Here is a 26,158-nt window from a genome sequence, read left to right on the forward strand (position 1 = left end):
GGCCATGAAAGGATCTTCCAATGAATTCTTTAAAACCCAGGTTCTAGGTCATCCTGCCGGACTTTTTGTGCTTTTCTTTACAGAAATGTGGGAACGTTTTTCTTTTTACGGAATGCGTGCCTTATTGGTTCTGTTTTTGGTAAGTTCATTTGGAATTGGTGGGTGGGATTGGCCTCGTGAAAATGCTTTGGCCCTATATGGAACCTATCTTGCTTTACTTTATTTAACACCAATTATAGGTGGGACCCTTGCCGATAAATATTTAGGGAATAGAAAAGCGATCATCATTGGTGCTTTAATAATGACCTTTGGTCATGCAAGTATGGCGATAGAGAATATTCCTTTCTTTCTATATTTAGGATTATTTTTATTGGTAGTTGGAACAGGTTTTTTTAAACCTAACATGAGCTCATTCATATCAATTCTTTATGAAGAATTTCCAGAAAAAAAAGATGGTGCTTATACCATTTTTTACATGGGCGTTAATGCTGGGGCTTTTTTAGGTATTATGCTTTGTGGCTATCTGGGAGAGATTCTTGGATGGAGTTGGGGCTTTGGATTGGCCGGAATTTTTATGCTGTTGGGTTTATTACAGTTTACTTTAGCTCAGGGCATATTTGGAGATAAAGGTAACAAGCCAAATAAGGAAGATAAAACCATTGAAACCGATGATCATACTAAAATTGAAGATAAGTTAAATCCCTTTACTCAAGTAGATAAAATATTAATTTTCTTTGTTGCGGTTTCCGGATTGATATGGATAATTAATGATCCGCTATCAAAGATCATTAATTATAATGTTTTAAAGTTTGGTGATACTGATTATTCAGGACATTCCATATTAATTACCCTTATTTTATTCGTTTATTTATTAGGGTCACGAATAGTTAGATATAGCAAAATAACCAGGGACAAAATGTTTGCTGTGGTTGTTTTTGCATTTTTTATCATCTTTTTTTGGGCTTCATTTGAACAGGCTGGAGGTTCCATGAGTATTTTTGCTAAGGATTATACCAATAGAATATTATCTGGAGATTCAGCCTTGATCTTCAATATTGTAGATGTCGTAATTACTGTAGTTCCTATAGCAATTATAACTTGGGTGTTATTTTTATTTTTCAAACAAACTTTCAAAAAGTATTTAGTTTCGAATATGATACTTGGAATCAGTTTTGTTCTGATTTGGGCCATAGTTATTTGGAAAATAAATAACAACTTTAACACCTATTCTTATGAGATAAACTACCCCGTGTATCAATTATCGGAAGAGGAAGGAGCTAAAAAGATTGCATTAATTGCTAATGTAGAATTACCTCAAGGAGCGGTTCTCGGAACAAATACAACTGTTATCAGATCTTCAACAGATTTTGTTGCTAATGATAAAATTTCAATTATTGATATAGATAAAAAAGGTGTCAATTATAAATATTTAACAGATGAACAATCTAAATCTGTGACTAATAAAATTAATGCAACTATCGTACAGAAAAAGGATAATGAAATTCAAATACCAGCAACATGGTTTCTTATTTTAAACTCATTATTCATAATTGCATTTGCACCTTTATTCTCAAAATGGTGGGAAAGCAAATACAATCCTAAACCAGCACATAAATATGCCATTGGTTTATTTTTCTTGGGTATCGGTTTTGCATTTTTGGCATTCGGATCTGCTGGAATACCACAAGGAGCAAAGACAGCCTCTATAAGTATGGTTTGGTTAATTTTCGCATATTTATTCCATACCTTAGGAGAGCTTTGTGTTTCTCCTGTAGGTCTATCTTATGTTAGTAAATTGGTACCTCCAAGAATGATCGCTTTTATGTTCGGTGTTTGGTATTTGGCATTGGCAATTGGGAATAAAACATCTGGAAAAATGGGTGCTATGATCGATGATATTACAGCAAAATATGATATTTCTACATTTTTCTTAATTTTCACCTTCGTTCCAATAATTATCGGAATAATCGCGTTATTGCTAAATCCTGTGTTAAAAAAATTAATGCACGGGGTGCGCTAGCCTAAACATCTTATTCGAGTTTCAGGACAAAGGCTCCCTGTTCGCCCGTATAGTGAAAGGGAATCTTTTTGTGGTCGCAGGTCACTGCCCAGCGTTTTATATAACTACGATAATTACTGCCATCAGCGATCAATACCCCTGGGTGTAATGAGTCTATGAGTCGTTCAAGATTAAGTTTTGGGGATTGGGTCAATAACACAAAATCAGGATACTCATCCGATTCAAGAAACACGCTCGAACTATCAATAATGATCAATCTACTATGGTTCAAGCTAAAAGCATTTGCAAGGGGTTGGTACGTTGTGGTATGAATATTCTCCTTTATACTATAATCAGAAATAATCCTTGTTGATGAAGCACTATCAGGAGTGTATATCGTAAGATGTGCTCCGGATTGGTGCATTAAAATTGAATTCTTGGTTTGATGGGCAATCCATAGTTGTTCTTTGTTTTGGGTGCTGTCTTGTTTGTACAACGACCAAATTTGAAGACAAATAATACAGAGCAGTACCGAAACCAATCTTTTGAAAGTGAAGGTATGAATCATCCAAATCAATGCAATCATAAAGGTATAGGTCAAAACCATTTGAATGGAATCGAAAGGAATATTTTGAAAAATAAAGATTTCTTGTTGTGCTACCCAATCGATGAGCGTATTCATAAGACCGATTACTGAATTGTAAAGACCAATCAGACTATCAGGAGCCAGATTCATTAACACTAGTACGATAACGATGATACCCATTCCGAGTATTAGCCCTAAAAAGGGGACAATCAATAAATTCGACACAAAGAACAGTCCGGGAAATTGATGAAAATAGTATAAACTAATCGGTAGGACCCCGACTTGTGCGGCAATACTTACTGAAAGCAATTGCCATACTTTTTTAACCACCCATGGTTTTGGATTATAGAATTTCTGCAAAAGGGGATAAATCCAAACAATGGCAAAAACAGCAGCGTAACTCATTTGGAACCCAACGTTGAACAAAAGCATAGGATCGATTACAAGCAAGATGAAGAACATGGATAAAGCCAGGATATTGAACGTATTACTAGGCCTATTTAAGTATAGGGCATAAGCCACAAAACTGAACATGGTTACGGCCCGAACTACTGAAGCCGATAATCCGGCCAAAACGGCAAACCCCCATAGTAAGAATACAATTGCAATAAGTTTTAGGACCTTTCCTTTGGGTAGTAGTTCCATCGGACGCAAAAGAAATTCCAAAAATAAGAGGATAATACCGATATGTAGGCCAGATATCGCGAGGATATGAACAGCCCCAGCTTTTTTAAAAGCGGTATATGTTTCTTCTGTTATGTCATCCCTTTGGCCCAGAAACAAGGCCTGGATTATTCCGAACTCGTCCTCCCCGAAATTAGCTTGCGCTAATTGGGCACTGATTTTATCCCTTAAATGGGCGGTATAACCATTGAGGGTTCTTACCGGATGGTCATATCTAAGGAAATTATGCCTATTCAAATATATTTGATGGTAGACTCCTTGTTGTTCCAAATAATTTTTGTAGTCAAATTGGTGAGGATTTAATGGAGGTTTGATGTCTACTTTATCCGCAAGTACAATCAGTTCGTCATCAACATTAAATTTTCCATAGATCGGGTCAATGGCCAGATTCAATATGATTCTTCCAGAGGCTTTTTTGGTTTGATAATGCATTACTTCCGCGATAAAGCGATGCGAGAATGACGTAGGTTTTAAAACTTCAGTGATTTTCAATTTCCAGGTCTCTGACCCTTTTGATGTGATATGGGAATAATGGTCCGTTGCATTTTTAGGTTGGGCCAAGGTAAAAATCAGTATGCCAAGGAATATTGTCGTGCATGCGGCGATGATTCCGAAAGTCACGCCAATGGCTTTTTTTTGTTTAAAAAGGAGAATACCAAGAATCGATAACGAAACTAAAGTAAGCATAAAAGGAAGTCGAATCCCGGTATTTATAAAGTACCCTGTAAGGATTCCCAATACCAAAAGTAGTGTTAGCTTTATAGGAATGAATTCCAGCAGCTTCATTTATAGAACGCGGGTTGCTTTAACAAAAGAATAATTCCAATAACCCTCCCTCAGTGACGAAACGATGACCCCCCTCGAAGTTGAAGCATGTATGAATTTTATTTCGTCATTTTCGACTGCGACCACTAAGCCGACATGATTTATTTTTTTGCCTCTACGTGAGGTTTTAAAAAATAGGAGGTCACCTTTTTCAACCTGGTTCACATGTATGCGCTTTCCTTGGTTGGCCATTGCGGACGAAACCCTTGGAAATGCAACGTCATTTTCTTTAAAAGCAACATACAAAAGCCCGGAGCAGTCCATACCTTTTTTTGTCGTGCCTCCATATTTATATCGTACTCCAGAGTATGTTAGGGCTGTATTGATAATGTCATTGACTTTCGATGGCGATGAATGGGCATCCAGGCCATCGGTCCCCTCATAACTTTCTTCAGAGCTTTGATTCTCCGGTGAGGCTTCAACGGTAATTTTACGCTCTTTGGCATATGTAGTTTTCTTTTTGGCAATACAACCGCCTAAAAAAATAAGGAGAATAATAAATGGGTATGTTCTTTTCATCCAAAGTTCGCAAATGGCCTTTGGATATCAAATTTAAACATTTTCTACAATTAGCTCTGCAGTTTTGGCGCTCGCACCTTTGCCTCCCAGCTTTTTTTCAAGTAGTTCATAGGCTTTTAGTTGATTTTCACGACTAGTGCCTTTTAATATTTTAGCGAGCTCGTTTCTTAAGTTTTTGCTGTTCAGGTCGTTCTGGATCAATTCTTTGACCACTTCCTTTTCCATGACAAGGTTCACTAAAGAAATATACTCCAAAGTAATAATGCGTTTTGCGATTTGATAAGACAACCAACTGGCCTTGTAACAAACCACTTGGGGAACTTTGAAAAGTGCGGTTTCCAGAGTGGCTGTGCCACTAGTGACCAACGCTGCGTGGGCGATGCTCAAAAGCCCATAGGTTCTATTCGCTAAAAAACCAACATTGGAATCCTTTAAAAATGGGGCATAAAACCCATAATCCATACTCGGGGCCCCGCCAATGACAAAATGGTATTCGGGAAAGTACCCCGTTACGGATAACATAATCTTTAGCATTTTTTTCACTTCTTGTTTACGGCTACCTGGTAAGAGGGCAATAATCGGTTTTCCGTTATCCAAATTGTTTTCTATCCTAAAAATCTTCTCGTCGAAATCACCCCGATTCTCGATGGCGTCGATTAACGGATGGCCCACAAAATGTACAGGAAAGCCATGTTTTTTTTCGTAGAATGACTTTTCAAAAGGAAGAATGACGTACATAGCATCGATATTCTTCTTTATCCTATGGATACGGCTTTCCCGGGAAGCCCAAATTTGCGGAGATATATAATAATTGGTCTTGTAGTTTCTCGCTTTGGCCCATTCGGCGATTCTTAGGTTAAAGCCGGAAAAATCAATAAATATGATAACATCCGGATGATAAGCGCTAATATCTTTCTTGCAGAATTTAATATTTTTAAAAATACTTCCTAGGTTCATGATCACTTCAAGAAAACCCATAAAGGCCATTTCTTTATAGTGTTTCGCCAATGTACCTCCTGCTGCCTGCATAAGATCACCACCCCAGCATCTGATCTGGGCATCCGAATCATTTTGTTTCAACGCTTTGATCAAGTTGGCCCCATGAAGGTCCCCGGATGCTTCCCCTGCGATAATGTAGTATTTCATTTCAAAACACCTTATAATATAGAATCACCAGTGCAGTAAGAAGCGTGGCGATTAAAACCCCTTTTGCCCGTTGATCTCTTCGTATTTTCAAAAATCCAAAAAAGACCACTAAATTCAAAATTGCCCCAAGTGCAAGCAAACTTCCCACATGTCCATGCTGTATGGCAGCTTCAAAGGTATCTGCAATGCCAAAATCCGAGAATAATAAGATATAGGCCAAAGTGCCGATGGTATTTGCGATAACGCCAACAATAAATCCAATGATAAGTTCTTTTTTTGTATTCATGGGTCGAGTTTCAATTTCTAAGTTCAATTTTCAAGATGTTTTTCAATGATTTGTTACCATTACAAATCCCAAGTATTAAGTTCTTGTATGGCATGGTGTGCCGTTAGATCAAATTGGGTGGGTACGACGGAAACATAGCCATTGGCGAGGGCCCATTCATCTGTATCCTCTCCTTTGTCCAAAAGCTCAAATTCACCGGTCAGCCAATAGTACTCCTTTCCTCTGGGATTTGTACGTTTATCGAATTTCTCCTTCCAATTCGCTCGGGCTTGCCTACATATTTTTATCCCTTTAGGCAATCCATTTTCTATTTTAGGGATGTTCACGTTAAGCACCACCCCTTTGGGCAGCTTGTTTTTTAGTGCTTCACTTACGATACTTTCAATGGCCTCACCGGCTATTTCGAAATTAGCATCCCAGGCATAGTCGCATAACGAGAAACCAATCGCAGGCACGCCTTCAATACCAGCTTCTATGGCAGCGCTCATAGTCCCAGAATAGATGACATTTATCGATGCGTTGGACCCATGATTGATACCACTAATACAAATATCCGGCCTTCGATCCAATATTTCTTGAAGCGCCAGTTTAACACAATCTGCAGGAGTACCACTACAACTGTATTCCTCAAAAGCACCATCGGTAAGATCTATATCGACTTTCGAAGAATATAAAGTATTGTCAACGGTAATTGCATGGCCCATCCCGGATTGCGGACTGTCAGGTGCCACCACTACGACCTTCCCAATTTCGGACATAAAACGAATCAAGGCCCTAAGTCCTGGAGCTGTAATTCCGTCATCATTGGTAACCAAGATCAGTGGTTTTTCCATAAAATATACTTTATTGGGCAAAAATACGTTTAAAAAAACAGATGTTCCCCAATGGCGTTTAACAAAAATTTAATGCCCGAGGCTTGAGTGCTGGCACGGTTTTTTCTGTATATTAGGGAATTGGATATACCCTTTGTCAAGACAATAGGGAATCCAGGATTATTAATTAGAAAGGATTAGTATTAAATAGCAAAGAATATTATATGAAAAGGAATCTAGCCTATGCCCTAATTGTAATGCTTGTTGCGGTCGCATCTTGCAGTTTTACCAAACAGTCTTTTGAGAATGATGACAAGGATAAATTATTGTTAGACCTGATTACTTATGTTTTGGAAAGAGGCCACTACGAACCCAAGTCTATCGATGATGATTTTTCAGTGCAAGTATTTGAGGATTTTATAGATGTTCTCGATCCCACCAAAAGATATTTCTTAGAGAGTGATATCATGGAGTTTGAAAAATATAAATTTCAAATCGATGACCAAATCAATAATACCGATATCACCTTTTTCAATGTGGTCTACGATCGCCTCATGGAACGAATGAACGATGCGAAGAATATATATAAGGAGGTATTGGAGGACCCATTTGATTATTCTTTGGATGAAAGCATAAGCATTAAATATGAGGAGGAACCATTTGCGAGATCAAAAACCGAACTTAAAGAACGATGGAGAAAACAATTGAAGTACGCTACCTTGGGCACCTATGACTCCAAGCTGACACAATCTGTTAAGTCGCCTAAGGTTAAAAGGGAAATGAAGAATGACCAAGTTATTACGAACATAGAAGTTCCCGAAACTGTAGATGAAGAAGTCATTAAGGCATTAACACCAGAAGAAGCTGAAAAGGCGGCTAGGGAAAGCACCAAGAAAACCTTAGACGAATTTTTCGATTTCATTGACGATTTGGAACGAAAGGATTGGTTTGTACAGTATATCAATACCATTGTAGACGAATTTGACCCACATACATTTTATTTTGCACCTGATGACAAGGAGAAGTTCGATGTAAGTATGTCTGGTAAGTTCGAGGGCATTGGTGCACGCTTACAAAAGAAACCCGAAGGGGCCAAGATTGTTGAGATTATTTCCGGGGGACCGGTTTGGAGGGACCAACGATTGGAAGTTGGGGATGAGATTATCAGAGTTGGCCAAGATGGGGAAGACCCTATAGATATTGTTGGTATGCGATTGGATGACGCTATTAAATTGATCAAAGGGCCAGAAGGTACCGTAGTCGATTTAACGGTCAGAAAAGTCGATGGCTCAATCGAGGTTATCTCTTTGACCAGGGACGTTGTAGAACTGGAGGAATCATATGCCAAATCGGCTAATATCATTAAAGGGGACCAAAAATTCGGACTGATTAACCTACCTAAATTCTATGTCGATTTTAATGATTATTCAGAACGAAATGCGGCAACCGATGTTGCCAAGGAGGTTGAACGATTAAAACAGGAAGGTGCCGAAGGTTTAATTCTAGATCTTCGTGATAACGGTGGAGGATCATTAAAAACAGTGGTTGAAATGGCCGGACTGTTCATAAAAGATGGTCCAATTGTACAAGTACGATCTAATGGAAAAGGAAAAGATGTTTATGATGATAAGGATGAGCGTATTCAGTGGGATGGTCCACTTGTAATTCTGGTCAATGAGCTTTCAGCCTCGGCTTCGGAAATTTTGGCTGCCGCTATGCAAGATTATAAACGCGCTATTGTAATCGGAAGTAAACAAACCTTTGGTAAGGGAACCGTACAAAATGTAATCCCATTAGACAATATTGTTCGGAGTAATGAACATGGTGATTTGGGAGCCATTAAACTGACCACCCAGAAGTTTTATAGGATCAATGGTGGCTCTACTCAATTGGAAGGGGTTAAAAGTGATGTTGTGGTTCCCGATAAATACAGTTATATCGATTTGGGGGAACGAGATCAGTCGAACCCATTGAAATGGGATAAGATTTCCCCAGCAGAGTATAAGATTTGGGATGGTTATATCGATTACGAGCAAACCATCGCAAATAGTAAAAAACGAATGGCAGAGAACAATCAAATAAAATTAATCGAAGAAAATGCCAAATGGATCAAAGAAGAGCAGGACGAGAATGTTATTTCTCTAAATTATAACATTTATAAATCGGAAGAGAAGAAAGACAAGACCAAATCAGATTATTTCAAATCAATGACGGAATATGATTCCAAATTGACTTTCAAGTCGTTGAAGTATGAGGAGGAATTGTTTACACAAGATATGGATTTAAGGGAAAAAAGAGATCGATGGCATAAAAATCTGGCCAAGGATGTCTATATTGAAGAGGCTGTCAATGTGTTGCAGGACCTTAAAATCAACAATCTAAAGCAAGCTAAATTAGCTAGTTTAAAGGGATAGCACCTTTGTACATAAAACATGAATGAACCCTGCCCCTTAAAGGCAGGGTTTATTAATTGTATCTGTATAATATCAAAACTTCGGGAAAGCGGACATCAAGGTAATTTTTAGACCCGTTTGGTGGCTAAATAGTATATGAAAATACGGTCGTGCATTTGACAGCCCCATGTAAAATAGACTATAAGTACCCAATCGGCCTAAAAAGAAAAGTGCCCCGCATTGCAAAATGCGGGGCACTTCATCGTTCATTATCCAAGCATCGGAAAGTATTCGTTCTAAGGATCTTTATTTCCTTTCGAACAAGGCTTCCATTTCCTCCAAGGTCTTCCCTTTGGTTTCAGGGATATATTTGTACACAAATAAGATGATAATCACAATAAAGACCGAGAATAGAAAATAGGGTAGGGCATTGTTCCAAGTACCTCCATCCATAATCAATCTATTGGCATCACTCTCAACCACCATTGGAAAGGTTTGAGAGACAAAATAATTTGCCAGCCACTGAGCGGCAACTGCGACTGCCATCGCCGCACTTCTTATCTTATTAGGGAATATTTCAGATAAAAGTACCCATACAATAGGACCCATTGACATGGCAAACGAACCGATGAAAATGAGGATTCCGATGAGACTAATGATACCTTCAGTAGTTGAAATGGTTGGTAATCCGGCTGAATTTACACCTGCATAATCGCTAAAATACAGTGTAAAGCCCATCAGTAAAAATCCAACTAGCATTCCAAAACCACCAATGATCAATAGAGGTTTTCTACCCAATTTGTCAACCGTGAACATCGCTATAAACGTGAATAACAAGTTTACCGTTGCCAGCAAGATTTGTTGCAAGAGAACATCATCTTGTCCAAAACCAAGGGCTTGCTCAAAAATATCGGCACCGTAATATAGTACCGCATTTATTCCCGTAAATTGTTGCAATACAGATAATACCGTACCTATAATTACAATCGGAAGCATGGTTTTGTTGAATATCGAGGCTTTTTTCTTCGTGCTTTCCGCTTTAATATTGTCCCTTATTTCCTTAATTTCCTTAGCTGCAATTTCCTCACCATGTATTCTAATCAATATATTTGCAGCTTCATCTTCTCTTCCCTTGATCATAAGCCAACGTGGACTCTTGGGTACAAAGAACAACAAGACCAAGAAAAGACCGGCTGGCACCAATTCTGACCAGAACATATTTCGCCATCCAAAAGCGATATTCTCACTCTCACTTAGATCTGACCCTATAAAATAGGTGACCAAGAAAACTACGAAGAAGCCGATTACCACGGCCAATTGATAAAACGTTACTAGTATTCCCCTATTTTTTGCAGGTGCAATCTCAGCGATATACATCGGAGCGTTCATTGATGCAATACCAATGGCAACCCCACCAATAAGCCTAAAAATGACCAATAAAGTGGTTGATTCTGGCAACATACTAGGTAAACCTGACCCCCATGCTGAAATTGTAAAAAGGATGGCGGCAATGATCAAGGAATTTTTTCGACCTATGGCCTTACTTATAATACCTGCTGAGGCTGCACCAGCCAAGGCTCCCAATAGGGCGCTACTTACAATAAAACCTTTTAGGGCTCCAGTAAGTTCAAAATATTTTGAAAAGTAGAATTGCGTACCATTGATTACGCCTGTATCATAACCAAACAACAATCCCCCAAGGGTGATCACTATGGTTATAAAATAAATATTGATTTTTGTTGTTGATGTTTTACCCATGGTTTAATTGGTTTAAGTTATTTTGTTAATCAGCAATGCCTGTCATCAAACGAAAGCGCATTTGCAGGCATAATAAAGGCAGGTCGTTTAGATCTGCCTAGGCCCTTACACATGCGCATCCTACCAAACTAGGTTATTTGCTTGGAATAAGGTAATATTTCACTATTACTATTCAGTAAAAAAAAATAATCTTCCAAAGATACTTTTTTGTTCTGGAACAGACCTCGGGATTCCCTTAAAATTTTATGCCATAATTCTGAGGACAATATTCGGGAATAATCATAATGATAAGCACTAGATTTCGATAATGAACAATTTGCTTATCGAAGGTAATCGCAAGGAGCCGCCTATTAAAACCTTGGTCTCAATAATAACAGCTTCAATATATCAAAAAAAACCAAAACCCTAAGAGGTGAATTATAGATGGTTATCACCATAATGTATTCTATTTTCCTATTTCCTTCGAAGTTTCCAATTTCAATGATTCTGAATTAATACAATACCGTAATCCACTTGGTTCCGGTCCATCAGGAAAGACGTGTCCCAAATGGGCATCACAGGTGTTGCATAAAACCTCGACCCGAATCATACCATAGCTACCGTCTTTTTTGTATTTGATCGCATTTGCTGTAACCGGCTGTGTAAAGCTAGGCCAGCCAGAACCGGATTCAAATTTTATTGTAGAATCAAAAAGCGAGGTGTCACAACATATGCAGTTATATTGGCCTGCTTCGTGAACACTACAAAGTGCACCTGAATGCGGTGCCTCGGTGCCTTTTTCCCGAGTAATCCTAAATTGTTCAGGACTTAACAAATCGCGCCATTGCGCATCGGTTTTTTCAACCCTTCGAGAGGGCTTTAGGTTGCCTTTTACCGTATAATTAATGACATCTTTCCAAGTTAGCATGTTTGTTTTCTTTCCTTTTTATTGAATTGATTTAAGCTCGGTAAACTATCGTAATGCATTAAATCTAAAAATCCCTTTTTAGACCTTCTAAGAGTAAAGAACTTACAAACCCCACAATATGATTTAAACCTAAATTAAACTATTTTTGGCCAGTGGACAAAAGGAAAAAAAATAGAATCCTATATACTGTTTTATTAGTACTGTGTATTATTGGCTTTTGGTGGTTCGAAAACTTTTATACTCCTGATACCTATACTTCGAAGAGTGACGATGGATTTGAATCCACCATACCCTCTTATCTATTGCCCAGTTCATCTACAGGTGACATTGTAATCCATGATCATTTTATGCTATCCTATAACGAGCCCTTTGAACAGGCTGAATGGGTGGCGTATAGGCTAAAAAAGAGCCATTTGACCTTTGATGATCGAAAACGACCATATTTTATTGAGGACCCTAAGGTGAAAACCAAATCTGCGGATTGGCGCAATTATAAAGGGTCTGGTTTTGACCGAGGACACTTATGCCCTGCAGGGGATCGCCGTTTCTCTGAATATGCATATAATGAAACTTTCTATACCAGCAATATTAGCCCACAAAATCGGGAATTCAATGCCGGGATTTGGAATCGGTTGGAAATCCAAGTTAGGCGATGGGCAAAACGTTATGGGGACCTCTATGTGGTTACTGGGGGCGTTTTGGACAATGACCTTGAAGAAATTGGTGAAGAAGATGTTGATGTGCCCAATTATTTTTATAAAATTATTGCGAAGGGGAACCAAAAAAACCTCGAGGTCATCGCTTTTTTAATGCGTAATGAAGAAAGTGCAGAGCCTTTACAAAATTTCGTTGTGCCTGTAGACCGAGTTGAGCAGGTAACTGGTCTGGATTTTTTTAATGAATTACCGGATTTGGAAGAAGCCAAATTGGAGAGTGTATCTACCTTGGCCGGATGGAAGTTTTAGAACCCTTCTTTCAATCTGTTCGAATCTAGCTTGAGAAAAACAAATAGTAAGATGGTAAAAAAGAGCAGACCTGAGCCCCCATAACTAAAAAATGGTAGAGGTATACCAATGGTAGGTAAAACACCGATTACCATGCCTATGTTGATAAAGTAATGGATGAAAAGGATAGAAATTACACCGTATCCATACATACGCGAAAATGGATTCTTTTGCCTTTCGGCCAAGAAAACCAATCTTAAAAACAAAAAGGTGAAAAGAAGAATTACGGTTGCTGTACCTACGAATCCCCATTCTTCACCGACGGTACTAAAAATATAATCTGTGTGTTGTTCAGGTACAAAATCACCTTTGGTCCGTGTGCCTTCCAGAAACCCTTTTCCAAAAAAACCACCAGATTCTATCGCCTTTTCAGATTGATAGGTATTGTACCCAATGGTCTTTCGTATTTGTTCTAGTTTTTGCGGATCTTTTTCAAGACGTAACCATAGACTAAAACGATCTCTGTGCCTTTGTTCAAAAACATTGTTAAAGACTAAATCAACGGATAGTGAAAACAATATGGTTGCCACTACAATCGATATCACAGGAAAAACAGGGACCTTAAAAGTCTTTTTCTTTAGCAGAAAGAAAATGACGATAAGCAGGCCTAAAATAATCGCGACCCATATAGTGCCAAACATCAAAGTTGCAATAAATACGACTATGGTCAATATCCCAATGACCAAATAAGATAGCGGAAGACCTTCACGGAATATCACAAACAAGAGCGCGAAAAAAACCAGGGCACTACCCGGATCGGGTTGGGGAACGATCAAAATTGCCGGCAATAATATGATACCCAGGGCAAAGAGTTGGTCCTTTCGTCTTTTGATGTCTGTTTGAATATCGCTTAGGAATTTTGCTAAGGCCAGGGCAGTAGCGACTTTCGCAAATTCGGAAGGCTGTAGGTTAAAAAATCCTAAATTATACCATGAGGTTGCACCGGCGATAGTCTTACCAAAGACAAATAAGCCCAATAACAAGACTATGGCAATCACATACAATAAGCTTGAGAACCGTTCATAGAAGTTGGCCTCAAGAGCCATAATTAGGATAATGGCGAGAATACTTACTCCAAAAAAGAACAATTGTTTTCCATGCAAGGAAGAAAAATTGAAGATGGATGGGTCGGTATCGGTAAAGGTACTTGAATAAATGTTTACCCAGCCTATGACCACTAAAGCGATGTAAATGAAAATGGTAAGCCAATCTATGCGTTTAAAGAGACTTTTACCAGACATACTCGTTTATCTTGAATTCCTCACCGCTATAGGGTTTTGCGTATTCATGATCCAAGGTTTTCTCTAACATCCTTTTTTCCAGATCTTTCCGTGTAATTTTACCTTTGATATATTTTTCAATCATTAAAGACGCAATATGTCCGGCATAGCGTGATCCATAATACCCGTTTTCAATATAGACGGCTATCGCTATTTTAGGTTTGTTCACAGGAGCGAACGCCACAAAAATAGAATGGTCGGTCAATTGGGTTTTAACACTGTCTATTACAGTGAAATTTTCCACAGTCCCGGTTTTACCAGCGATTTCAATGCCGGGAATCTGCACCCATCTTGCAGTGCCACGACGATATACTTCGGCCATACCTTGTATTACGGGTTCAAAATGCTTGCGATCTATGGTCGTTTGTTTCAATTCTGTGAATTCTGGAATCGTAATTTCCTTGCCATTGACCTTCTTAAGAATATGCGGTGTAAAATAATGACCACGATTTGCAATGGCCGCCGTCATATTGGCCAATTGTATTGGAGTTACCGCGACTTCCCCTTGCCCGATTGAATTTGAAATAATGAATGAGGAACTCCATCGGTTGTCTCCATACCATTTGTCATAATATTCCTTGGAAGGTATGCGACCAGGTCTTCCCGTATGTAAGTCAGATCCCAAGTAACCCCCGAGGCCAAAACTTCGCATGTGTTTTTCCCAAACATCCATGGCCTCATCCATAGTTTCGAATTTATCGTATATTTTTCTGAAAGTTCCTGCAAAATAGGCATTACACGACTTGTAAATGCCCACATTCAAATCACGGACTCCTCCTCCGCAGTGACATCCGCGTTTGGTTCTACCTACATAAAAACCATTATAGCATTTCATTTTGGTTTCGGGTGTGATAACGCCCTCTTGTAAGGCAATCAATGCATTAAGTGTCTTAAATGGGGAGCCTGGGGATGGCTCGGCTAAAAGAGAACGATCCCATGTCGGATTTGCGATGGAATCATTATAAAGTACAGTATAGTTCTTGGATCGTTTTCGACCTACGAGCAGAGAAGGGTCATAAGTTGGCCCAGAAATCATGGACAATAATTCACCAGTGGAAGGTTCAATGGCGACGATGCCACCACGTTTGCCATGCATGAGCAATTCACCGTACTCCTGAAGATCCTTGTCTATGGTAATACTGATTTCCTTTCCTTGTTCAGGTGGTGTGTCCAAGGCACCGTCTTTATAAGGACCAATGTCCCTATTGAATCTGTCTTTTTGAATGTACTGCACTCCTTTTTTTCCCCTTAAGGTGTCCTCATAGGTTTTTTCAACTCCTGTTCTACCCTTAAGCTCTCCTTGAACATAATACGGATTTTCGGCCAAATCCCGCTCATTGACCTCACTGATATAGCCAAGGACGTTTGCCGCACTTTTAGTATCGTAATAACGTAATGATCTTTTTTGGATATAAAAACCTTCAAAATGGCGCATTTTTTCTTGAAGCTTTGCGTAGTCTTCTTTTGAAAGTTGGGGCACTAATACAGAGGGTAATCGTGGAGAATATACCTTCGCTTTTTTAAGTTTATAGATAAAAACTTCCTTATCCATACCTATTAGGTTGCAGAACTCCAAAGTATCTAATGGCTTAACCTCCCTAGGGATGACCATTACATCATAAGCCGGATCATTACCCACCAATAATTTGCCATTACGATCATAAATATAACCTCTTTCAGGGTAGTCATAAATAGCTTTTATCGCTGGATCTTCCAATACCTGGTCGGGGGAAAAACTGAATATCTGCAAGTAAGAGAGCCTGCCGATAAACGTTATTCCTATAATCAGGATAATCGATGATAAAAGAACCTTCTTCATTGAAGATGATTTTTGACTTTAGGAAATCAATCCTTGATTCATTAAATATTCAATAGTTAATTGTTCACCCACCTTCGCTTAATGTTCTTACAAGGTGATCTAAATACCAATATACACGTTATTCTTTGTTAACACTAAACAACGATCCGAACAATAAACACAAAATTAGCGAGGCAAGGCCAATGGCCAATACTTTTTTCACAATTAACAACAAATTGGCAACACTGAAAAACTCCAGTGAAAAGTAGACCGAATGGTGTACCAATATTAATAACGCCAAAAATGTAAATTGTTGTGCCTTAGTACTATTACTTAACTTAAAACTTTGAAATTCATAATTAATACCAAATACAAATCGCATTATGGCCGGTCTCAAATAGGCGATTGTTACGGTAGCGGCAGCATGCAGGGCCATGGTATCTGAAAAAAAGTCGATTGAAAGCCCAAGTAGGAAGCTTAATCCTAAAAACGCGGGCCTATTTTCTTTGATAGGGTACCAGTACAGAAACAAAATATAGACCATAGGGTTGATATATCCAAAGAAATTCAACCTATTGAAAACCAATACTTGAACAAGCACCAGCAATACAAAGCGGATTATATTTATGAAAAGACCCTTATTCATTAGCTGTGGTTTTTTCCAACTCTAAGATTTCCTCCCGATTTAAATTATTAATGATATATACATTCTTAATATTGGTCATATCGTTGAATAGATCTACATCTATGCGATAAAAACTCTTAGCAATGTCCAAATCGAACTTTCTAATGGTTCCTATAGGAATATTCTCAGGAAAGATACTGCTCATGGCTCCTGTTACAATGGTATCTCCCACATTTAAAGGTACCAAACGGGGAATGTCTATCAATTGGACCACATTATAGGCTTTGGCATCCCAAATCAAGGAACCGAAATGATTCGTATTTTTAAGTTTTGCATTGATATTCGATTTTGTGTTAAGGATGCTTTGTACTGTGGCAAATTTGTTGGATGTATTTTCAACGATTCCCAATATGCCTAAATCTGTAATGACACCCATATCCTGACTTACACTATCTTTTTTGCCACGATTTATGGTAATGTAATTTCTATTATTGGCATAGCTATTCTTTATTACCTGTCCTGAAACAACCGTATAACCTATATTGGTCGTATCCATTTTTATGAGGGAATCGGCTTCAATATTAAGTAATCTATTGTGTAGTCTTTCGTTTTCCTTGAGCAATCTTTCATTTTCGTCATCTAGGTCGAAATACGTAGTTATGCCTTGGGATATGCCAAAGATATTCCCCGTTATCCAATTCGAAGAATTAAAGAACCGTGATTGATGGAATGAATGGGATTGAACGGTGAACGCCAAAGAGATAATCAACAATAAGATATAAAGCAAAAAATTCTTATATCGAATTATAAAGTTTATTATCTGCTGCATTCACTTTTTATTTTGTGAAGCCGATAAAGGTATTTTTTATATTTTAAAAAACCTCCAACGTACCTACGGAAACTATTTTGTTCTTATGAGGACTTTATTTGATTAAAATGTTCTTGTAGCGTTCTAAATTCTTCAACGCGATACCGGTTCCCCTAACAACCGCTCGCAATGGATCTTCTGCGATGTACACTGGTAAATCCGTTTTTTGTGAAAGCCTACGATCCAACCCTCGCAACATAGAGCCTCCCCCAGCAAGGTAGATACCCGTATTATATATGTCGGCAGCCAATTCCGGAGGGGTTTGCGATAAGGTTTCCATAACGGCATCCTCGACCCTTAGGATTGATTTGTCCAATGCTTTGGCAATTTCCCTGTACGATATCTGTACCTGCTTAGGTTTACCTGTAAGAAGGTCACGTCCTTGTACGGATTTATCATCCGGAGGTGTTTGAAGGTCTTCAGTCGCCGAACCTATTTCAATTTTTATAGCTTCTGCCGTCGTTTCCCCCACATAAAGGTTGTGCTGGGTCCGCATGTAATAGATAATGTCGTTGGTGAATACATCCCCTGCAATTTTTACTGACTTGTCGCAAACGATTCCACCAAGGGCTATAACAGCGATTTCAGTGGTACCACCCCCAATATCAACGATCATGTTCCCTTTGGGCTGCATAATATCAAGGCCAATACCAATTGCAGCGGCCATAGGCTCATGGATCAAATAAACCTCCTTGCCATTTACACGTTCGGCCGATTCCTTAACAGCTCGCATCTCAACTTCGGTAATTCCTGAAGGAATGCATATAACCATTCGTAATGCTGGTGGAAACCATTTTTTCTTTAGGGCGGGAATGTTCTTGATGAACATATTGATCATCTTTTCTGATGCATCAAAATCCGCAATAACCCCATCTTTCAAGGGTCTAATGGTTTTTATGTTTTCATGTGTTTTTCCTTGCATCATGCTGGCTTCCTTACCAACTGCAATGATTTTACCAGAAATACGATCTCTGGCAACAATAGACGGACTGTCAACAACGACCTTGCCATCGTGAATGATGAGGGTATTTGCCGTACCTAAGTCAATAGCAATTTCCTCGGTCAAGAAATCAAAAAATCCCATTTTATGTTATTAGGTTGTAAATCAAAAGGTGCATTTCGTCGACAAAAGTAGTAAAATTAATGCTTAAAATGACGTGTGCCCGTCATTACCATCGCAATATTATTTTCATTACAATAATCGATACTCAGTTGGTCCTTTATAGAACCTCCTGGCTGTATAACGCATGTAATGCCACTTTTATGCGCAATTTCCACACAATCAGGGAAAGGGAAAAACGCATCACTTGCCATAACAGCCCCATTAAGGTCGAATTGGAATGATTTTGCTTTGTGAATTGCTTGGTTCAGGGCATCTACGCGTGAGGTCTGTCCTGTGCCGCTTGCACATAATTGCTTGTTTTTGGCCAATACAATGGTGTTACTTTTTGTGTGTTTACACAATTTAGAAGCAAAAATCAGATCTTCCAGTTCCTTGGAAGAAGGTTCTTTTCCGGTCACATAGTTCAAATCGGCCACCGTATCGGTTTTATGGTCTTTGTCTTGGACCAAAATACCATTCAAACATGTTCTTACAATGGTTTCAGGTAAATCAACTTCCTTTTGAATCAATATGATTCTGTTTTTCTTTCCTTTTAGAATTTCCAAGGCCTCATCAGAATAGCTTGGAGCAATGACCACTTCACAGAAAAGTGTATGGATTTCTTTCGCTGTGGGTTTGTCAATTTCAACATTGCTGATCAATATTCCTCCAAAGGCAGATACGGGGTCGCCGGCAAGGGCGTCTACATAGGCCTGGTGAATGGTCTTTCGCGTGGCCAGTCCACAGGCATTGTTATGTTTTAAAATAGCGAAGGTAGGGTCCTCTTTGCGGAATTCGTTCATCAAGTTAACTGCTGCATCAACATCGAGTAGGTTGTTGTATGAAAGCTCTTTGCCATGTAGTTTTGTGAACATGGCATCAAAATCGCCAAAGAAGAACCCTTTTTGATGCGGGTTTTCGCCGTAACGTAAAATCTGCCCTTTGGTCTCACTGATTTTTAATACCGGTTCTTTGTGTTTTTGATTGAAATAGTTGAAAATTGCCGAATCGTAATGGGAGGAAACATTAAAGGCTTTGGTAGCAAATTTTCTACGCTCTTGCAATGTGGTGCTTCCATTCCCCGAAGAAATGATGTCTAATACCTCACGATAATCTTCCATGGAAGAAACACAAAGCACATCTTTATAATTCTTTGCAGCGGCACGGATCAAGGAAATGCCACCTATATCTATTTTTTCAATGATATCCTGCTCGGAAGCTCCACTTGCGACGGTTTTTTCAAAAGGATAGAGGTCTACAATGACAATATCCAGTTGGGGAATTTCAAATTCTTCCAGCTGGGCCACATCACCCTCATGGTCCTGACGGTTCAGAATTCCTCCAAAAACTTTGGGATGTAGGGTTTTTACCCTTCCTCCTAGGATAGAAGGATAACTGGTCACCTCTTCAACGGGCACAACATCAATGCCCAAATCCTTAATGAATTTTTCAGTACCACCTGTAGAATAGATAGTAATACCAAGTTCATTGAATTTTTTAACGATAGGTTCAAGACCATCTTTATGAAATACGGAAATTAGTGCTGAGGTGGCTTTTTTGGTGCTCATTATAGGTTGCTGGAATTATGTTTAGTAGCAAACAAAAGTAATTTTTTTGGGATTAATAAACGACGCAGGTTATCAACAAAAGAACTAAAGTTTTAACCAAAATTGTTCAACCGTTGCACCTCTGGTCAATTCGAGGACTTTAAAACACCTTACGTATGTGTTTCATGGATTACTTTCTGACATAGTCCCGGTCATGGTTTACCTGAATATGGCCTCTTAATCATTCGGTGATATGGTTTCTGTGTATTCAAATGAATTTAGCCACCTGGGCAGTGACATATTCCAGTAGTTTTTCATCCTCTTTCGTAAAAGGGTCCGCCGTATTGGAATCGATATCGATTTGACCAATGTTTTTACCATTGATAAATATAGGCACAACGATTTCCGCTTTTACATTAAGGCTGCACGCAATGTAATTATCTTGTGCTTGTACATCGGGCACAACGAAGTTTTGATTGCTCAATGCCACTTGGCCGCAAATACCTTTACCAAAGGGAATTATTGTATGGTCAGTGGGCGCACCCGCATAGGGGCCAAGTATCAATTCATCCTTATCGCCATTATGAAAATAAAATCCTACCCAATCATAATAGCGGACATTTTCTTTCAATAATTCACATATGCCTTGTAATAGCTCCTCTTTTTTTTTTGTCTGATCCGAAAGTAGTGCGTTGATTTTTGGCTGTAGGTCGCTTAACATCGTTTTTTTGGCTAAGATATTAAATTACGATTTTAATTCTTACAATGAATTCATGTAGCAATTTTAAGACTTAAATTTCGTTAATTATGGACCTGGGAAATCGGCCCAATGCAAATAATTGTATTTTTACAATTGTGAAAGAACTGGCCCACAAAATAGCATCTATTTCAATGGTATTGTTGCTTTTGGCATCGACGACCTCATGGAAAGTTGAAAAACATTTTTGCATGGGGCACTTAATAGATATAGCCTTCTTTTCATCTGCTCAGGATTGTGGTATGGCCATGAATATGGATTCAAATAGATCAAATGAATCGGAGAATTCATGTTGTAGCAATGAAATTATAGTTATCGATGGTCAGGATGACCTGAAATTAGCAATTAATGATTTGGATCTTGAGCAGCAATTGTTCCTTGTTACCTTCACGAGTTCCTATATTGATTTGTTCATTGGATTAAAGGAACAAGTGGTTCCAAATGAGCAGTATCCACCTCCTCTATTGGTCAAGGATATTTATGTGCTTGACCAGGTTTTCTTAATTTGATTTAGTTTTTTGATTGTATTTCCCGAAACATGTTTTTTGGGAAATGAATAATGTTTTCGGTTAAATCGAAAATTTGAATTAAATCAAATAAAATCATGATAAAATATAAAATACTGCTTTATATAAGCTTGCTTCCATTGATATCGATTTCCCAGGAAAAGGTCGAGGGCATGGTAATGCAAGCTGATTCCACAGACGAACGGCAAGGTCTTGCAGGCGCAAGTGTCTATTGGATGGATTCCCAATTAGGAACTATTACCAAGGAGGATGGGACTTTTACCATTCCATTTTCTGAGAAATATGACCAATTGATTATCAGTTATGTAGGTTTCGAATCGGATACATTGACCATTAGGGCTCCGCAAAAGGTCTTACATAGGTTGCAGCCCTCAAACACTTTGGATGAGGTTGTGGTTTCCCAAGAACGTGATGCGATGCAGAAAACGTATTTCAGTGCACAGAACGTGGTTGTGGTCAATAGCGCTGAATTGTTAAAAGCGGCTTGTTGTAATCTATCAGAAAGTTTTGAAACAAATCCGGCAATTGACGTGAATTTTTCGGATGCCCTAACCGGGACCAAGCAGATACAAATGCTGGGGCTAACGAGTCCGTATCTTATGATTACCCAAGAAAATATCCCTATGGTTCGTGGTGCCTCCCAGGCCTTTGGGCTTACATTCACTCCTGGTACATGGGTAGAGAGTATCCAGATAACAAAGGGGGCGGGTAGTGTGGTCAATGGGTACGAAAGTATATCAGGACAGATTAACACCGAACTTGTAAAGCCCTTTACAGATAAGCCTATTTTTATAAATGGCTACGCGAATTTAAATGGTAGATTGGAACTCAATACCCACTTGAATCGAAAGTTGTCCGACACCTGGAGTTCAGGTTTGTATGTACATGCCAACCGCAGGGATCGTAAGGAAGATAAAAATAAAGATGGATTCTTGGATGCACCACTGGCGAATCAGATTAATATTATGAACCGATGGCAATACCAGAACCCCCGAACCGGATGGGTCAGTTTTATCAATATAAGGTTTCTAAATGATGAAAAACAAGTAGGACAGACTGATTTTGATCCTTCCATACATAAGTTTACAACGCAGGTATGGGGTAGCGAAATCAATACGCGCCGTTTTGATTCTTCCTTAAAATTAGGCTATGTTTTTCCTGAATTGCCTTTTCAGAGCTTTGGGTTTCAGGCCTCCTACAGCCATCACAAACAGGATTCATATTTTGGATTCAACCGCTATGACATCACCCATAAAAGCATGTATTCCAACATAATTTTCAATTCCATAATAGGGGATACCCAGAACAAATTTAAAACCGGGGCAACATTGGCCTATGACGTTTATGATGAATTGGTCAATTCCCAGAATTTTGATAGGGACGACAATTCCGTAGGGGCCTTTTTTGAATATAGTTTTGATAATTTGGAGAAATTGAATCTTACGGCTGGTCTACGTATAGATACTCATAATCGATTGGGAACCTTTATTACGCCAAGATTTCACTTGCGGTATACCCCTTGGGAAAAAGCAAGTTTAAGGGGTTCGTTCGGTCGAGGCAAACGGGCTGCAAATATCTATGCGGAAAACCAGCAATTATTCGGTTCTTCCAGGCAGATACGTTTAGAGGATGAAGGAGGTACTGTATATGGATTGGATCCTGAAGATGCGTGGAATTATGGGGTCAGTTTTTTACAAGGTTTCAATTTGTTCGAACGTAAGGGTAATGTGTCGGTGGATTATTATCGGACGGATTTCAAAAACCAGATCGTAGTAGATTGGGAAAACCCTAGAGAAATTTCATTTTATAATTTAGTAGGAAAAAGTGAGGCGAATAGTTTTCAATTGGAAGTGAATTACGAGGTCTTAAAAAATTTGGATTTGCGAACCGCGTACAAATATTACGCTGTGCAGACCGATTATAAAGCCGGTCGTTTGCAGAAGCCCTTGCAGGCCAAACACCGTTTTTTCGTAAACTTGGGTTATGAAACAACGGCTAAGGAAGATGGCTCCCAATGGCGTTTTGATTATACCCTGCATACCTTAGGGGAACAACGATTGCCAAACACCTCAATAAATCCAATGGATTATCAATTGGATGCCTATGTTAATCCTTATAGTTTAATGAATGCCCAAATCACCAAAGTTTTCAATAAAAATTTTGAGGTTTATGTAGGGGGAGAGAATTTAAGTGATATTACACAGGAAAATCCTGTTTTGGCCGCTGATGATCCTTTTGGCGTACATTTTGATACCAGTATCGTGTATGCACCGATTATGGGAAGAATGTTTTATGGCGGATTTAGAATTAATTTATAACAACTAAATAGAAAAGAAATGAAAAGAACGATTTTAGGAGTAGCCCTTTTGCTTATTACGACAATGGTCTTCGCCCAAGAAAAGAACAAAAAGATTTCTTTTGAGGTCGATGGTAAATGTGAGATGTGCAAAGCCCGTATTGAAAAGGCGGCATTGGGTGTTAAAGGTGTCAAATATGCCTTATGGGATATTCCCTCTCACGAACTTTCATTGATTATTGATGAGCGAAAAACAGACCCCATGAAAATAAAATCAGCTTTGGTAGCTGTTGGTCATGATACGAAAGAACTCAAAGCCACGCATGAGGCCTATGAGGCTATACATCCTTGTTGTAAGTACCGGGATGATGACGCTGATGATAGTGATGAGCATTGATTTGCAAGGTTGAAACTAAGGATAGTCAACCATGTAATTCATGTTAATTTGGATTTTGGTTAATTTTTTCCCAACGGATATACTATCGATCAAAATACAGGATAAATTAGCCTATGATTTAAATTTTAAATAAATGGCACAAAAGAAACCGGTAGGGAAACCTGTTGCAAAACCATCAGCCAAAGCTGTGAAAAAGGTTGCAATAAAAGCCGCTCCAAAAAAGAAGTAAATGATTCTGGGTTTATAGGATAAGCCTAGTACATCGAACAATGAAACCATCTTTTTAAAAAGATGGTTTTTTATTTATAAAAAAGGTAAAGGAAAAGCCTCACTTGGTTTCTTGAAGTGAGGCTTTTCATATGATATCCCGAAATTATGTCAAACGCACTACATCATTCCAGGCATTCCACCGCCTCCCATTGGTGGCATGGCTGGGGCATCTTCCTTAATATCGGTCAAGGCACATTCGGTAGTCAAGATCATACCCGCAACAGAAGCAGCATTTTCCAATGCAATCCTTGTTACTTTAGTAGGGTCTATGATTCCTGCCTTGAACATTTCAACATATTTCTCTGATTTTGCATCGTAACCGAAGTCACCTTTGCCGTCGTGTACTTTTGCTACCACAACAGAACCCTCTCCACCTGCATTTTCAACAATGGTCCTCAGTGGGGATTCAATAGCTCTGGCTACTATCTGTAGACCGGTTTCCTCATCGGCATTTTCAGCTTTAATTTTTGATAGGGTAGCTTTGGCACGAACTAAAGCAACACCTCCACCAGCTACGATACCTTCTTCTACGGCAGCTCTAGTTGCATGTAATGCATCATCAACCCTATCTTTTTTCTCTTTCATTTCAACCTCAGAGGCAGCACCAACATAAAGAACTGCTACCCCACCTGCCAATTTGGCCAGGCGTTCTTGCAATTTTTCCTTGTCATAGTCCGAAGTTGTAGTCTCAATTTGAGATTTTATTTGATTTACCCTTGTTTTTATGTCTTTAGCAACCCCACCTCCATTGACAATAGTAGTGTTGTCTTTATCTATGGTAACTTTCTCACAGGTACCTAACATATCCAAGGTGGTATTATCCAAGGAGAAACCTCTTTCTTCAGAAATTACCGTGCCTTTAGTCAAGATAGCAATATCCTCTAACATAGCTTTTCTTCTATCGCCAAACCCTGGGGCTTTTACCGCGGCAATTTTTAAGGAACCTCTAAGTTTGTTTACAACCAAGGTGGCCAAGGCTTCGCCATCAACATCTTCTGCAATGATCAAAAGCGGTTTTCCTGATTGTGCAACCGGCTCCAATACAGGAAGAAGATCCTTCATTGAGGAGATTTTCTTGTCGAATAAAAGAATGTATGGGTTTTCTAAATCCGCGATCATTTTTTCTGAATCGGTAACAAAATAGGGAGAAAGATATCCCCTATCAAATTGCATACCTTCTACGATATCTACATAGGTATCCGTACCCTTTGATTCTTCAACAGTGATGACACCTTCTTTGCCGACCTTTCCGAAGGCCTGGGCAATCAATTCACCTATAGACTCATCGTTATTCGATGAAATTGAGGCAACTTGTTTTATTTTTTCTGATGAATCACCTACTTTTTTAGATTGTTTCGTTAAGTCGGCGATTATGGCTTCTACCGCTTTATCGATTCCCCGTTTCAAATCCATTGGATTTGCACCGGCAGCAACATTCTTCAATCCTTCTTTAACAATGGCCTGGGCAAGAACTGTTGCCGTGGTGGTACCGTCACCTGCAAGGTCATTGGTCTTGGAAGCTACTTCTTTGACCATTTGTGCACCCATGTTTTCCAATGCATCTTCCAATTCAATTTCTTTAGCCACGGTAACCCCATCCTTGGTTACAATGGGAGCACCGAAAGATTTGCTGATAATCACATTTCTACCTTTGGGTCCTAAGGTTACCTTCACCGCATTGGCCAAGGCATCAACACCTCTTCGAAGCCCATCACGTGCTTCAATATCAAATTTTATATCTTTTGCCATACTATTTAATTTTGTCATTCCCG

21 protein-coding genes are annotated in these 26,158 nt (G+C 38.9%); 6 read left to right on the forward strand and 15 right to left on the reverse strand.

Annotated elements, in window-relative coordinates; genetic code table 11:
- The first annotated feature begins 4 nt into the window (after positions 1–4).
- Entirely contained in the window at positions 5–2,020 is a 2,016-nt protein-coding gene (locus tag HPE63_RS13260; protein WP_188314749.1) for a peptide MFS transporter, read from the forward strand.
- A gap of 10 nt (positions 2,021–2,030) precedes the next feature.
- Here HPE63_RS13260 and HPE63_RS13265 read toward each other — a convergent pair whose 3' ends face one another.
- The 5 genes from HPE63_RS13265 to surE are packed head-to-tail and all read right to left on the reverse strand — an operon-like array spanning position 2,031 to position 6,878.
- Positions 2,031–4,055: a ComEC/Rec2 family competence protein gene (locus HPE63_RS13265; protein WP_188314750.1), complete on the reverse strand. Its 2,025-nt coding sequence runs from the start codon at positions 4,053–4,055 to the stop codon at positions 2,031–2,033.
- Complete coding sequence (locus tag HPE63_RS13270) at positions 4,056–4,613, reverse strand: C40 family peptidase (protein ID WP_188314751.1); 558 nt, start codon at positions 4,611–4,613, stop codon at positions 4,056–4,058.
- A 33-nt stretch (positions 4,614–4,646) separates the two neighbouring features.
- Positions 4,647–5,759, reverse strand: a complete 1,113-nt coding sequence (lpxB, locus tag HPE63_RS13275) for a lipid-A-disaccharide synthase (RefSeq protein ID WP_188314752.1) — start codon at positions 5,757–5,759, stop codon at positions 4,647–4,649.
- A gap of 1 nt (position 5,760) precedes the next feature.
- Positions 5,761–6,045, reverse strand: a complete 285-nt coding sequence (locus HPE63_RS13280) for a hypothetical protein (RefSeq protein ID WP_188314753.1) — start codon at positions 6,043–6,045, stop codon at positions 5,761–5,763.
- A gap of 59 nt (positions 6,046–6,104) precedes the next feature.
- On the reverse strand, positions 6,105–6,878 hold the full coding sequence (gene surE, locus HPE63_RS13285) for a 5'/3'-nucleotidase SurE (RefSeq protein WP_188314754.1): 774 nt from the start codon (positions 6,876–6,878) through the stop codon (positions 6,105–6,107).
- A gap of 203 nt (positions 6,879–7,081) precedes the next feature.
- Here surE and HPE63_RS13290 point away from each other — a divergent pair, with 203 nt between their 5' ends.
- On the forward strand, positions 7,082–9,271 hold the full coding sequence (locus HPE63_RS13290; RefSeq protein ID WP_188314755.1) for a carboxy terminal-processing peptidase: 2,190 nt from the start codon (positions 7,082–7,084) through the stop codon (positions 9,269–9,271).
- Between the two features lie 285 nt (positions 9,272–9,556).
- Here the strand turns inward: HPE63_RS13290 and HPE63_RS13295 are convergent, their stop codons facing one another.
- Positions 9,557–11,008, reverse strand: coding sequence for a sugar porter family MFS transporter (locus HPE63_RS13295; RefSeq protein WP_188314756.1), 1,452 nt, complete (start codon positions 11,006–11,008; stop codon positions 9,557–9,559).
- 445 nt (positions 11,009–11,453) lie between these two features.
- Positions 11,454–11,915, reverse strand: a complete 462-nt coding sequence (msrB, locus tag HPE63_RS13300; protein WP_188314757.1) for a peptide-methionine (R)-S-oxide reductase MsrB — start codon at positions 11,913–11,915, stop codon at positions 11,454–11,456.
- A 152-nt stretch (positions 11,916–12,067) separates the two neighbouring features.
- Between msrB and HPE63_RS13305 the strand changes: the two genes are divergently transcribed.
- Entirely contained in the window at positions 12,068–12,880 is an 813-nt protein-coding gene (locus HPE63_RS13305) for a DNA/RNA non-specific endonuclease (RefSeq protein ID WP_188314758.1), read from the forward strand.
- Here the strand turns inward: HPE63_RS13305 and rodA are convergent.
- From rodA to HPE63_RS13340, 7 genes are all read right to left on the reverse strand, one after another.
- Positions 12,877–14,160, reverse strand: coding sequence for a rod shape-determining protein RodA (gene rodA / locus HPE63_RS13310; protein WP_188314759.1), 1,284 nt, complete (start codon positions 14,158–14,160; stop codon positions 12,877–12,879). The genes HPE63_RS13305 and rodA overlap by 4 nt on opposite strands.
- Positions 14,150–16,018, reverse strand: coding sequence for a peptidoglycan D,D-transpeptidase FtsI family protein (locus tag HPE63_RS13315; RefSeq protein ID WP_188314760.1), 1,869 nt, complete (start codon positions 16,016–16,018; stop codon positions 14,150–14,152). The genes rodA and HPE63_RS13315 overlap by 11 nt, the downstream gene beginning before the upstream one ends.
- A 118-nt stretch (positions 16,019–16,136) precedes the next feature.
- A complete protein-coding gene (locus HPE63_RS13320) occupies positions 16,137–16,643 on the reverse strand; it encodes a rod shape-determining protein MreD (protein ID WP_188314761.1) in 507 nt (168 codons plus the stop codon).
- A complete protein-coding gene (gene mreC, locus HPE63_RS13325) occupies positions 16,636–17,451 on the reverse strand; it encodes a rod shape-determining protein MreC (RefSeq protein ID WP_188314762.1) in 816 nt (271 codons plus the stop codon). The genes HPE63_RS13320 and mreC overlap by 8 nt, the downstream gene beginning before the upstream one ends.
- A gap of 94 nt (positions 17,452–17,545) precedes the next feature.
- Positions 17,546–18,574: a rod shape-determining protein gene (locus HPE63_RS13330; protein WP_188314763.1), complete on the reverse strand. Its 1,029-nt coding sequence runs from the start codon at positions 18,572–18,574 to the stop codon at positions 17,546–17,548.
- Positions 18,575–18,630: 56 nt separating this feature from the next.
- The gene (gene purH / locus HPE63_RS13335) at positions 18,631–20,160 is read right to left on the reverse strand and encodes a bifunctional phosphoribosylaminoimidazolecarboxamide formyltransferase/IMP cyclohydrolase (protein WP_223198151.1); all 1,530 of its coding nucleotides are present in this window, start codon (positions 20,158–20,160) and stop codon (positions 18,631–18,633) included.
- 247 nt (positions 20,161–20,407) lie between these two features.
- Positions 20,408–20,860, reverse strand: a complete 453-nt coding sequence (locus HPE63_RS13340) for a GAF domain-containing protein (RefSeq protein ID WP_188314764.1) — start codon at positions 20,858–20,860, stop codon at positions 20,408–20,410.
- An 86-nt stretch (positions 20,861–20,946) separates the two neighbouring features.
- Here HPE63_RS13340 and HPE63_RS13345 point away from each other — a divergent pair, with 86 nt between their 5' ends.
- From HPE63_RS13345 to HPE63_RS13355, 3 genes are all read left to right on the forward strand, one after another.
- Positions 20,947–21,405 carry an HYC_CC_PP family protein gene (locus tag HPE63_RS13345; protein ID WP_223198152.1) on the forward strand — a complete coding sequence of 153 codons (459 nt, stop codon included), beginning with the start codon at positions 20,947–20,949 and terminating at the stop codon, positions 21,403–21,405.
- Positions 21,406–21,500: 95 nt separating this feature from the next.
- The gene (locus tag HPE63_RS13350) at positions 21,501–23,741 is read left to right on the forward strand and encodes a TonB-dependent receptor (protein ID WP_188314765.1); all 2,241 of its coding nucleotides are present in this window, start codon (positions 21,501–21,503) and stop codon (positions 23,739–23,741) included.
- Between the two features lie 18 nt (positions 23,742–23,759).
- Positions 23,760–24,116: a heavy-metal-associated domain-containing protein gene (locus tag HPE63_RS13355; protein WP_188314766.1), complete on the forward strand. Its 357-nt coding sequence runs from the start codon at positions 23,760–23,762 to the stop codon at positions 24,114–24,116.
- Positions 24,117–24,503: 387 nt separating this feature from the next.
- On the opposite strand, the gene groL is transcribed toward HPE63_RS13355, so the two are convergent.
- Entirely contained in the window at positions 24,504–26,135 is a 1,632-nt protein-coding gene (groL, locus tag HPE63_RS13360) for a chaperonin GroEL (protein WP_188314767.1), read from the reverse strand.
- Between the last annotated feature and the right edge of the window lie 23 nt (positions 26,136–26,158).

Origin of the sequence: Maribacter arenosus, assembly GCF_014610845.1 — a bacterium.
GTDB classification, from domain to species: Bacteria; Bacteroidota; Bacteroidia; order Flavobacteriales; family Flavobacteriaceae; genus Maribacter_A; species Maribacter_A arenosus.